Here is a 12,040-nt window from a genome sequence, read left to right as displayed (position 1 = left end):
AATTATTAAAAAATGATATTGTTTAAAGTGCTTTTATATACTTTTATAAATGTAAAAAAATCAAAGTAGAATAGGAGTGAATTATGGGAGCGGAGTTATTAATAATAGTTAATGTACTATTTATGATATTTTTCTTTGTGATTGCATATTTGTCAATACGGTATTTTATTAATCAAATTGAGAAATATCCAAGAATCACATTTGAAGAGGTGTATAATAGTAAAAAGTTAAGACAGAAGTATAATATTGAGAATAATAAGGCAAATCCTTATGATTATGGTTACAATTTTAAGGAAATTGAGTATAAATCGGGGAAAATTCAGCTTTATGGATGGCTTATTGAAAATAAGGAAGCTGCAAAAACTATGATTATTTCTCATGGACGTGGTGTGAATAGATTGGCGGCATTACAGTATTTGGGGATGTTTAAGGATATTGGGCTTGATAAGGAGTATAATTTTTTTATTCCAGATTTGAGAAATTCTGGGAAGTCTGATGTAGCTAGAACTAAGATGGGATATTGTTTTGGGCAGGATATTTTTCATACTATGGAAATGTTAAAAGAAAGATTTGGGAAGAATAATTTTACGTTGTATGGGTTTTCACAAGGAGGAATGGGATCTGCCATTGCTTCTAAAATGTATATAAAGACACTTAGAAAAAAAGGGATAATTATTGAAAAACTAATATTGGATAGTTCAATTTCAAATATAAGAAAGAGAATTAAGGAAGATGCAAGAAAACGTCGTGTTCCAAAATTTATTGTAAGTGTTATTGTAAGAATTTTTAATTTAAGAGTTGGAAGCCATCTTGATAAATTGAGATTGTCGTATTTGCTAAAAAGAATACCTACATTGATAATTCAGTCTAAAAATGATAAGGCTACAACTTATGGAATGCTTATGGAAGAGTATAACGAGCTTGCACAGAATGAAAATATCAAGCTAAAAGTTTTTGAAAAAGGTTCGCACACAAGAATTTATGCAGATCCTGAGTGTAAAGATGAATATGCTGAGGCAGTAAAAGAGTTTTTGACAAATTAAAGTGATAAAAACTGAATAGATATAAAGTTTAAAGAGATGAGTTATAACTTTTGAGCTTGGTTTTAAGCAATATAAAAAACAGAAAGGTAGAAAATTTAATGAGTTCAAGATTAACGAAGAAAAGTTATATAATTTACGGGCTTGGTGTTTCATATTTTATGATTGACCAGATCTATAATCAATGGCTGTCGTATTATTATTTACCGCCTGAAACGGAAAAAAACCTAGTTCCGTTGTTAAAGCCGCAATATTTGGTTTTGGCCTTTATTTTTGCGAGGATTATTGATGCAATCTCAGATCCTGTAGTGGGATTTTTATCAGATAATTCCAAATTTCGTTTTGGAAAAAGGTCAATATTTATGCTAATTGGAGGATTGCCGCTTGGGATTCTTACGATTATGTATTTTTATCCAGTTAAAAGTTCGCAGCTGGCGACACTTATTTATTTGTCAATCGTTGGAGGGCTGTATTTTACAGCTTATACTCTAGTTGCAGCCCCATATAACGCTTTAATTCCAGACTTGGCTTCAAATAAGGAGGAGAGGCTTAACCTGTCTACAATGCAGTCAACTTTTAGGCTCATATTTACTGGGGTTGCGATGGTTCTGCCAGGTATTTTGATTTCAAAATTAGGTATGGTAAATGGGGTGCTGAATACAGAAGTTGGAATACGTAAAACAGTAATTTTGATTACAATATTGTCAGTTTTAGGAATTTATGCATGTGTATTTTTTCTAAAGGAAAAGAAACTTACACAAAATCGTCCTAAGACGGAATCGCTAGGGTTTATGAAATCAATTTCACATTTGAAGGATAAGGAAATTATTTTATATTTTTTAGGATATTTCTTTTTCTTTTGTGGATTTAATATACTTCGTGGGGATTTGACATATTATTTAAGTGCTGTAATGCAAAAGGACATAAAGTATTTGACTGTAATATCAGTTGTGCTATTTGGAATGGCGGGGCTGTTTTTTCCAATTACAAACAAGTTTGGGAAAAAATATTCGTATAAGAAAATATTGATTGTGGATATGATGCTTTTGATAATAGGTACTTTTGGACTGCTGTTTATTAATAAAAATAATTCGATTTTTGCATATTTGCTTTTTGTGATTTGTGGAACAGGATTAAGTGGTGCAGCGTTTATTTTCCCGCAGGCAATGCTTAGTGAAATTTCTGCAAAGCTGTCAGAAACAAAAAAAGTAAGTTTGGAAGGCTTTATGTTTGGAATACAGGGAATGTTTTTAAAATTGGCATTTCTAGTTCAGCAGGTTGTTCAGTCAACTTTATTAGTTGCTGGAAATCAAAATATTCAAAATGGTGTAAAGGGTGCTACTGAACTGGGAGTTAAGGTAACACTTGTTGTGGCATTGGCATTATTTGGTGTTTCTTTGTTTTTTTATAATTTGAAAAAGGAAGATTAGAATAAGAAATATTGAAAATTAGGATGTGAAAAGTTTTTTTTAATCGAGTTTATGGTTGTTTTAATAATTGAATAATAAAATCAAAAAATTGATAATTCAATATAATAACGGAGGTTTTTATGAAAATTGAAAATTTGCAAAAAAAGGCAAAAACATTGAGAAAAGACATTATTGAAATGATTTATGGGGCAAAGTCAGGGCATCCAGGTGGTTCACTTTCGATTGCTGATATTTTGGCTGTACTTTACTGGAAAGAAATGAATATTGACCCAGAAAATCCAAAAATGGAAAACCGTGACAGGCTTGTGCTTAGTAAAGGGCATGCAGCTCCTGCACTTTATGCGGCTTTAATTGAAAAAGGATTTTTAGGAAAAGAAGGAAGGGATCTTATTCCTACATTGAGAAAATGGCATTCTCCACTTCAAGGGCATCCTGATATGAAAAAATTGGCTGGAGTTGAAATGTCAACTGGTTCACTTGGACAAGGACTTTCAGCGGCAAATGGAATGGCTTTGAGTGCGAAAATTTATAAAAATGACTATAGAGTTTATGTAATTTTAGGAGATGGAGAATTGCAGGAAGGACAAGTTTGGGAAGCTGTTATGACAGCTGCACATTATAAACTTGATAATTTAGTTGCAATAGTTGATTATAATAATTTGCAAATTGACGGAAAAGTTTCGGATGTAATGGATGTTGCTCCAGTTGGAGAAAAATTTAAGGCATTTAGCTGGAATGTAATTGAGATTGACGGGCATAATTATGAAGAAATCATAAATGCACTTGATACAGCAAGAACAGTTAAAGGTCAGCCAACAGTTATTGTGGCAAATACTGTAAAAGGTAAAGGTGTTTCATTTATGGAAAATAATGCAGGATTCCATGGAGCTGCTCCAAATGAGGAAGAATATAAAAAAGCGATGGAAGAATTAAGCTGAAAGGCTGGTGTTGAAGGAAATTAAAATTTAAGGATTGCAATAAAAAATACAAATATTTAAAGTTATAATTTTTTTTATTTAATATGCAAATATAAAAATTGAAAAATAAAAAGCAAAGAGTTTTAAGATTTTGAAAAAGAAGAAAAGAGAAATAAGTAAAAATTTAAAATATTACATTAATCGAATTTTATAAACTTTAAAAATGACCAAAATAAAAAAATAGGAGAATGTGAGAATGGAAAAAAAATCAACTAGAGTAGCTTATGGGGAAACATTGGTTAAATTGGGGAAAATAAATAAAGATGTAGTTGTGCTAGAAGCTGACTTGTCAAAATCGACAATGACTGCATATTTTAAAAAGGAATTTCCAGAAAGACATATAAATGTTGGGATTGCTGAAGCTGATATGGTTGCAACTGCAGCGGGAATCGCAACAACTGGGAAAATACCATTTGCTTCAACTTTTGCACATTTTGCAGCAGGACGTGCTTTTGATCAGATTAGAAACTCAGTGGCATATCCACAGTTAAATGTCAAGATTTGTCCAACTCATGCAGGAGTTTCATTAGGAGAAGATGGAGGTTCGCACCAGTCAGTTGAGGATATAGCTTTAATGCGTGCAATTCCAGGAATGGTTGTATTATCTCCAGCAGATGCAATTGAAACAGAAAAAATGATTTTTGCAGTAGCAGACTACAAAGGACCTGTTTATGTAAGGCTTGGAAGATTAAATATACCAGTATTATTTGATGAAAATTATAAATTTGAAATAGGAAAAGCTATAACTTTGACACAAGGTGATGATGTGGCAATATTAGCGACAGGACTAATGGTTTCAGAAGCTCTTGAAGCTGCAAAATTATTGGAAGAAAAAGGAATAAAAGCAAGAGTGATTAATGTTTCTACGATAAAACCGTTAGACACAGAAACAGTTCTAAAAGCAGCAAAAGAATGTAAATTTATTGTAACAAGTGAAGAACATTCGGTAATTGGAGGATTAGGAAGTGCAGTTTCAGAATATTTATCAGAAGCTTATCCTACTAAAGTGATAAAACACGGAATACAAGATGTTTTTGGACAAAGTGCAGATGGGGAAACTATGCTTACAAATTATGGATTGAGAGCTAAAAATATTGTAGAAATAGTTTTAAAAAATATTTAATTTAAAAAATATTTGTATTTTTTATGCACTTGCATTTGTCTTTTTAATATGTTATAATAAGTGCGATATAAAATACATTAATAAAAAACAAAAAAAAATAAAATAAAATGGAGGAAAAATTAAAATGGCAAAAGCTAAATTCGAGAGAAGTAAACCACACGTAAACATAGGAACAATTGGTCACGTTGACCACGGAAAGACAACAACAACAGCAGCAATTTCAAAAGTATTGTCTGAAAAAGGGCTAGCTGAAAAAGTTGATTTTGAAAACATCGACCAAGCTCCTGAAGAAAGAGAAAGAGGGATTACAATTAACACAGCTCACATTGAGTATGAAACAGAAAAAAGACACTACGCTCACGTAGACTGTCCAGGACATGCTGACTATGTAAAAAATATGATTACAGGAGCAGCTCAAATGGATGGAGCAATCCTAGTAGTATCAGCAGCTGACGGTCCAATGCCTCAAACAAGGGAACACATCTTGCTTGCAAGACAAGTAGGAGTACCTTACATCGTAGTATACTTGAACAAAGTAGACATGGTAGATGACGAAGAATTATTAGAATTAGTAGAAATGGAAGTAAGAGAATTATTAAACGAATACGGATTCCCGGGAGATGACGTACCAGTAATCAAAGGATCTTCATTAGGAGCATTAAATGGAGAACAAAAATGGATAGATGCAATTGTAGAACTGATGGATGCAGTGGATGAATATATTCCAACACCAGAAAGACCAATTGACCAACCATTCCTTATGCCAATTGAAGATGTGTTCACAATTACAGGAAGAGGAACAGTAGTAACAGGAAGAGTAGAAAGAGGAGTAGTAAAAGTTGGGGAAGAAGTAGAAATCGTAGGAATCAAGCCGACTTCAAAAACAACAGTAACAGGAGTAGAAATGTTCAGAAAATTATTGGATTCAGGACAAGCTGGAGATAATATAGGAGCATTGTTAAGAGGAACTAAGAAAGAAGAAGTGGAAAGAGGGCAAGTACTTGCAAAACCAGGAACAATCACTCCACATACAGGATTCAAGTCAGAAGTATACGTATTGACAAAAGATGAAGGAGGAAGACATACTCCATTCTTCACAGGATACAAACCACAATTCTATTTCAGAACAACTGACATTACAGGAGAAGTAAACCTGCCAGAAGGTGTAGAAATGGTAATGCCAGGAGATAACATTGAAATGACAGTGGAACTGATTCACCCAATTGCAATGGAAGAAGGATTAAGATTTGCGATAAGAGAAGGTGGAAGAACAGTAGCTTCAGGAGTTGTTGCAACTATTACTAAATAGTTTTATATCTTTTTAAGATTAATTTATTAAAATAATGATTTTATAATAAAAAAATAATTTACATAGCACTCGATTAAATAAGATTTTCATTGAATTTGTCGTAGTGCTATTGTTTTGAAGAAAATAAAGCTTGTTATAATATTAATTTTATATGACAAAAAAATTTTAGTTTAAAGTCATAGATTAATAAATAGAATTTTAGATTGAAAATAAGATTATTATTAAGTGATTATATTGATTAATTTGGTAAAATTATTAAAATTATTTTCTAATTTTTAAAAAAAACTTTACAAATTCATATTATTGTGGTAAAATTAACTGTGAAATGATAAGATATATATTTGTTAAAATTATTTTTAGGAGGAAAAAACAATGAAAAAAGTATTAGGAGTATTAGCATTAGTTTTAAGCGTATCTAGTTTAGCAATTGCTGATCAAGAACAAGATACATTAAAAGAAATTCATTTCTCTTCAGAATTAAGACAAACTTACACAGACAAAAAATCGAATACAGGAAATGGATTAGGAATTGCAGGATTCAAAGGAGAAAACAAAGAAAAAACTAGATGGAGAAACATCCTTGGTGGAGATTTACATTTAGTAGATGAAGGAAACATGGGATTAAGATTTGAATTCCAAAATGATCAAGATAGAGTAAAAAATGATTTTGATTACCAAAATAAAAAATTAGTAAAAAATGGAACTTATGACAAATCTCAAACTTGGGAAAATGACATCGCATTATACAGAGATGTTACATTAGGTTCTTGGACTTCTAAATGGGATTTAGGATGGAAATACAAAACTACAAATGGTAACGGTAAATATGCAGGGCATAGAGGAACATTAAATGAAATCTATTTAGGACCAACATTTGGAATCAACTTCTTCGGTCAACATTTTGATGGAAAAGCTCAATTTGTATACTTTGATCAATCAGGAGAAAAAGACGGAGATAATGCATGGTCTGGAAATGATTTCAGAAATGGAAAAACAAGTGGTGTAGGTGCTAATTTCGATTTAGCAACTAATGGTAAAATTTTTGATAATGGAGCAGGGAATTTAAATTACTATGTTACATTAAATAACCATTTAAGAGATGCAAAAGGTAAATTAACTGAAACTGGAAAAGATGCTAAATCTACTGTGTATTTGGATTATGTAACTGGAGCAACTTATAAAACACCTGAATTAGCAGGATTTTACGGATTAATTAATACAGAAAATGAATGGGAAAAACAAACTGCTAGACACGGATTTAAAAACAATTTCTCAGTATGGACTGGATTAGGATATAAAACAGGAATTGATTTGTCAGTAGGAACATTGACAGTAAATCCTGAAGTTAAATACAGAGTTGTTAATAAAGAAACTGTTAAAGGATATGCTAACGATGGACGTTATAACACTGATAAGTATACAAGAGAATACAATGAATTAAGAGCAGGGTTAAACCTTGGTTTAGAAGTTAAATAATTTATTTTAATTAGATTCATATTTAAAAGAGATGAGAAAATTATTTCATCTCTTTTCTATTTATTTTTCTTAAAAGAAAGAAGAAATTATATTTTATTATTTTGAAATATTGAATTTTTATTTCTTGTTGGAAAATTTGTAATAATTTTGTTATTCGAATAAAAGTTAGAATAATAAGACTTCTTAATTTTTCGAGTAGGATTTTAATATAGAGCATTTTAGATTTAGTAAAAAATATCAAAAAAATTTTCAAAATAGGTTGACAAATTTAAAAAAATATATTATACTAATTAAGTAATTCAAAATTTGCCCGAGTGGTGAAATTGGTAGACGCAACGGACTCAAAATCCGTCGATTTTATATCGTGCCGGTTCGACTCCGGCCTCGGGCACCAATAATATAATTAAATTTTTTCATAATAAATTACACTCTACATTTTAGAGTGTTTTTTATTTATAAGGAAATTAAATTCATATTTTTTAGGCATTTAATGATATATTTGATAATTTTAAAAGAGGCGTCAGCCTCTTTTTCTCTTCTTTTGTCAAATAAATATATAAATGTCTACGACAAAATATCCAACCTGGTTGGATTAATAAAATATTAATAGTATTTTTTGAGGGGCGGATATCTGTAATGATAAAATTCCCATACAATCATTTTAACCTTGCATGCTGGACAGTAAAAAGGATTCATCCCAAAAGTCTTGTACACCTGCCTTTGATAAAATGAATATTTTGATACTGCAACATTTCTTTTAAAAGGTTCAATTGCTTTTTTGAGTTTGTCGGAAATACGTCTTGAGTAAAATCCATATCGATTTACCATCTTAAAATTTTTTGGAGGAAGATGAATTAAAATATGGGAAATAAATCTCTCGGAAGGCATAGCAATGTAAGTTTTCTTTTTATTATTAGCCAGGTCGTTAAAAAAGAAAGTGACCTCCTTGGAAGTGTCTCATTTTCCTGAACTCAAGATTTTTATTGAATCCTCCTAATGAAACAATGGCATGAACATGAGGGTTCCATTTTCAGGTCCCTGCCAAAAGTATGAATGACGGAAATGAGGCTGTAATGTACAATATCGGAATCAGTAAAGTAGTATTTGGAATGTTCAGAAATTTTGTTTTTTCTTTTTCTTTTCCTGCTGACATTGTGAAAGATGAACTTGAATACCTGGTTAACGGCGGCAGAAAGTTTTGACAGAAGGGATCTGTCATAAAAGAAGAACTTTCTGCATTCTTGAGGGATAGTAAAAAGGACATGGCAGTGTTCAATATTGAGAATACGCCTTTGAATATTTTCAGTCCATTGTCATAGAATACCTGTAACCGCAAGAAGGGCAGAGCTTAAACTTACAAGTAATGGGGAATAGGTGTGTAACAGGACAGTGAGGACATTTGAACTTGACAAAACCTTTTGAAATATCCCTGCAGGCAAGAAATTTATCAATAGAAAGCTTAATATATTTAAGGTGACTGTTGGCGATATTATTTTTCTTGTTTATTAAAATTAAATTTGAACAAAATGGTCATAACTTCTGAATGTTATTTTAAAAGTTAATTTTATTTATATTATAGTTAGAATTTTCTTATTATCATTCAGAATGTTAAGAGAAAATAATAACAAAAATTTCTTGAAATTTTAAAATAAAAATGATACCATTATGACAAGAGAAAATAAACTTGAAGAATATAGATTTTAGCTTGGATAGAGTATTGGAGAACTATTTGAGTGGGAAGATATATTATATTTACAGCAATTCAAAATCTATTCAGGAAAAATCAAAAAAAGCTAAAAAATAATTAAAATTTGGAGGGAAAAGTGGAAAAAAGAGCGACAATAATAACTTATGGTTGTCAGATGAACGTAAATGAAAGTGCAAAAATGAAACAGATGTTACAGACAATGGGATACAGTATGACAGAAGACATTGAAAATACAGATTTGGTATTTTTGAATACTTGTACGGTTAGAGAAGGTGCAGCTGTTAAGGTATATGGAAAGCTTGGAGATTTGAAGAGAATTAAGGAAGAAAAAGATGGGAAAATGATTATTGGAGTTACGGGGTGCTTGGCTCAGGAAGTGAGAGAGGAGTTTATTAAAAAGACGCCTTATGTTGACTTGGTGCTTGGGAATCAGAATATTGGGAGAATTCCTGATCTATTGGAAAGAATTGAAGCTGGGGAAGAAACACATATTGTTATGGTGGATGATGAGGATGAACTGCCAACTAGAGTGGATGCTGACTTTGGTGATGATATTGTAGCTTCTATTTCGATAACTTATGGATGTAATAATTACTGTACTTTCTGTATTGTGCCTTATGTGCGTGGAATGGAGCGTTCTGTGCCGCTTAATGAAGTTGTGAAAGATGTTGAGCAGTATACTAAAAAAGGATATAGGGAAATATTATTCTTGGGGCAAAATGTAAATTCCTATGGAAGTGATTTTGCAAATGGACAGGATAATTTTGCTGAACTTTTGGAGCAAAGTGCAAATGTGGAAGGGGATTTTTGGATAAAATATGTGTCGCCACATCCAAAAGACTTTAGTGACGAAGTAATTGATACAATTGCAAGAAATCCTAAAATAGCGAGAATGTTACATTTACCACTACAATCAGGATCTACGAAAATTTTGGATGCAATGAACAGAGGATATACAAAAGAGGAATTTATCGCACTTGCTAAGAAAATTAAAGAAAAAGTACCTGATATAGGACTTACTACAGATATTATTGTAGGATTTCCAGGGGAAACTGATGAGGATTTTCAAGATACGATGGATGTTGTAAATGAAGTTGGATTTGAAAATGCGTTTATGTTTATGTATTCTAAGAGAACAGGAACTCCTGCGGCTACAATGGAAGAACAAGTTGATGAGCATACAAAAAATGAAAGATTGCAGCAGCTTATGAGATTACAGAATATGAAGGCAAAGGAAGAAAGTCAAAAATATTTGGGAAAAATTGTAAAAGTTTTAGTTGAAGGACCAAGTAAAAAGAATCCTGAAATGTTGACTGGAAGAAGTTCTACACATAAAATAGTTTTGTTTAAAAGTGATAGAAAAGATTTAAAGGGAAAATTTGTAAAAACAAGAATCTATGATGCTAAAACATGGACATTATATGGAGAGTTGGTGGAGGAGTAAATGTTAAAAAAAGAAAAAGAGATTGAAGCTGAAAAAATGTTGGAAGAGCAGTCTGAAACAGTAAGACCGAGAAGAGGACGGCCAAGAAAGATTGAAATAGATAAATCGTTAGAAAATGTAGAATCTACTGAAGAAAAAAAACAAAAGTACGATGAAGAAGATTCAAGTAAAAAAAGTGCCCCTGAGAATTCAAATCATGAAGAGAAAATGATAAAGGATATTCTTTCTGAAAATGTAACTAAATTAAAAAAAATGGCAAAGGAATATAAAATTGAAGGTTTTTCAGGAATGTCAAAACTTGAACTTATAAATGCTATTTTGATAAAAAAAGGTGAAGAAAAAGGAAAAACCTATGGATTTGGGAAACTGGATGTAATAGGTGATGGAAATTATGGATTTTTGAGAGATACTTCAATTGGACCTGATGTGTACGTGTCAATTTCACAAATAAAGAGATTTTTTTTAAGAAATGAAGATATTGTATTTGGAGAATTAAGAATTCCTATTGGAACAGAGAAAAATTATGGAATTTTAAAGGTTTTGCTTGTAAATGGAGATTTGCCTGAAAAATCGCTGGAACGTCCGTATTTTGATGATTTAGTGCCATCTTATCCAGATGAAAAGTTAAATTTAGGAGGTGGGGAAATTTCATCTAGGATTATAGATCTTGTTTCACCTATTGGGAAAGGGCAAAGAGGACTTATAGTTTCACCACCAAAAGCTGGAAAAACTATGCTTCTTTCAACACTTGCAAATGATATTATAAAATATAATCCAGAAATTGACGTTTGGATATTGCTAATTGATGAGCGACCAGAGGAAGTTACGGATATTAAGGAAAATGTAAAAGATGCGGAAGTGTATTCAGCTACTTTTGATGAAGATCCGAGAGTGCATACGGAAGTTACGGAAAATGTGCTGCAAATGGCAAAAAGGCAAGTGGAACGTGGAAAGGATATTTTAATTCTTATGGATAGCTTGACAAGGCTTGCACGTTCGTATAACATTACTATTCCATCAAGCGGGAAGTTAATTTCAGGTGGAATTGATCCAAATGCTCTTTATTATCCAAAAAGATTTTTGGGAGCTGCAAGAAATATAAAAAATGGCGGAAGTTTAACAATTATTGCGACGGCTCTTGTTGAAACTGGAAGTAGAATGGATGAAGTGATTTTTGAGGAATTTAAAGGGACAGGAAATATGGAAATCATTTTAAGCAGAACACTTGAGCAATTGAGAATATTTCCGGCAATTGATGTATTGAAAAGTGGTACAAGACGTGAGGAGCTTTTAATTCCAAGAAAAAATTTGGAAAAAATATGGAAATTACGAAGAGAATTAAGTGAAATGTCTGAAGTCGAAGGAATAAGAAATTTAATTGAACTTATAAAAAAATATAAAAATAATGATGAATTATTGGAAGATTTGTATAAAACGAAAAAAATAAATAAATAAAAAATAAAAGGAACATAAAAATGTTTAGGAATGTGAAAGATGAAGCTGGATTGCTGTTTAACAAGGAAAATTTTAAAT

The 12,040-nt window shown here is 31.5% G+C and carries 9 protein-coding genes, 1 tRNA gene and 1 pseudogene; 9 read left to right on the top strand and 2 right to left on the bottom strand.

The window, feature by feature from the left end; translation table 11 throughout:
• Positions 1-83 precede the first annotated feature (83 nt).
• From FVE73_RS08985 to FVE73_RS08955, 7 genes are all read left to right on the top strand, one after another.
• A complete protein-coding gene (locus FVE73_RS08985) occupies positions 84-1,043 on the top strand; it encodes an alpha/beta hydrolase (protein ID WP_018498967.1) in 960 nt (319 codons plus the stop codon).
• Positions 1,044-1,141: 98 nt separating this feature from the next.
• Entirely contained in the window at positions 1,142-2,470 is a 1,329-nt protein-coding gene (locus tag FVE73_RS08980; protein WP_026239078.1) for an MFS transporter, read from the top strand.
• A 119-nt stretch (positions 2,471-2,589) separates the two neighbouring features.
• Positions 2,590-3,408 (top strand): transketolase, encoded by an 819-nt coding sequence (locus FVE73_RS08975; protein ID WP_018498965.1) that lies wholly within the window; start codon positions 2,590-2,592, stop codon positions 3,406-3,408.
• A 235-nt stretch (positions 3,409-3,643) separates the two neighbouring features.
• Positions 3,644-4,570 (top strand): transketolase family protein, encoded by a 927-nt coding sequence (locus tag FVE73_RS08970; protein ID WP_018498964.1) that lies wholly within the window; start codon positions 3,644-3,646, stop codon positions 4,568-4,570.
• 124 nt (positions 4,571-4,694) lie between these two features.
• Positions 4,695-5,879 carry an elongation factor Tu gene (gene tuf, locus FVE73_RS08965; protein ID WP_060917639.1) on the top strand — a complete coding sequence of 395 codons (1,185 nt, stop codon included), beginning with the start codon at positions 4,695-4,697 and terminating at the stop codon, positions 5,877-5,879.
• A gap of 372 nt (positions 5,880-6,251) precedes the next feature.
• Positions 6,252-7,355, top strand: coding sequence for a hypothetical protein (locus FVE73_RS08960; RefSeq protein ID WP_018499566.1), 1,104 nt, complete (start codon positions 6,252-6,254; stop codon positions 7,353-7,355).
• Between the two features lie 308 nt (positions 7,356-7,663).
• Positions 7,664-7,749: transfer RNA gene (locus FVE73_RS08955), tRNA-Leu, on the top strand.
• A gap of 209 nt (positions 7,750-7,958) precedes the next feature.
• On the opposite strand, the pseudogene FVE73_RS11130 reads toward FVE73_RS08955, so the two are convergent.
• Both FVE73_RS11130 and FVE73_RS11125 read right to left on the bottom strand, forming a co-directional pair.
• Positions 7,959-8,294, bottom strand: a pseudogene (locus FVE73_RS11130) (transposase); the annotation flags it as partial.
• A gap of 363 nt (positions 8,295-8,657) precedes the next feature.
• Positions 8,658-8,819, bottom strand: a complete 162-nt coding sequence (locus FVE73_RS11125; protein ID WP_390624485.1) for a transposase zinc-binding domain-containing protein — start codon at positions 8,817-8,819, stop codon at positions 8,658-8,660.
• A gap of 359 nt (positions 8,820-9,178) precedes the next feature.
• Here FVE73_RS11125 and miaB point away from each other — a divergent pair, with 359 nt between their 5' ends.
• Both miaB and rho read left to right on the top strand, forming a co-directional pair.
• Positions 9,179-10,507 carry a tRNA (N6-isopentenyl adenosine(37)-C2)-methylthiotransferase MiaB gene (gene miaB, locus FVE73_RS08940; RefSeq protein ID WP_018498773.1) on the top strand — a complete coding sequence of 443 codons (1,329 nt, stop codon included), beginning with the start codon at positions 9,179-9,181 and terminating at the stop codon, positions 10,505-10,507.
• Positions 10,508-11,962, top strand: a complete 1,455-nt coding sequence (rho, locus tag FVE73_RS08935) for a transcription termination factor Rho (protein WP_018498772.1) — start codon at positions 10,508-10,510, stop codon at positions 11,960-11,962.
• Positions 11,963-12,040 lie beyond the last annotated feature (78 nt).

This window comes from Leptotrichia wadei (assembly GCF_007990545.2).
Lineage (GTDB): Bacteria > Fusobacteriota > Fusobacteriia > Fusobacteriales > Leptotrichiaceae > Leptotrichia > Leptotrichia wadei.
This window is presented reverse-complemented; position numbering and strand designations above follow the sequence as displayed.

Bases quoted from the DNA above. Each gene is read 5' to 3' on its own strand.
- FVE73_RS08980 (WP_026239078.1), top strand. From the start codon at position 1,142: ATGAGTTCAAGATTAACGAAGAAAAGTTATATAATTTACGGGCTTGGT.
- FVE73_RS08970 (WP_018498964.1), top strand. From the start codon at position 3,644: ATGGAAAAAAAATCAACTAGAGTAGCTTATGGGGAAACATTGGTTAAA.
- FVE73_RS08975 (WP_018498965.1), top strand. From the start codon at position 2,590: ATGAAAATTGAAAATTTGCAAAAAAAGGCAAAAACATTGAGAAAAGAC.
- rho (WP_018498772.1), top strand. From the start codon at position 10,508: ATGTTAAAAAAAGAAAAAGAGATTGAAGCTGAAAAAATGTTGGAAGAG.
- FVE73_RS08960 (WP_018499566.1), top strand. From the start codon at position 6,252: ATGAAAAAAGTATTAGGAGTATTAGCATTAGTTTTAAGCGTATCTAGT.
- FVE73_RS08985 (WP_018498967.1), top strand. From the start codon at position 84: ATGGGAGCGGAGTTATTAATAATAGTTAATGTACTATTTATGATATTT.
- tuf (WP_060917639.1), top strand. From the start codon at position 4,695: ATGGCAAAAGCTAAATTCGAGAGAAGTAAACCACACGTAAACATAGGA.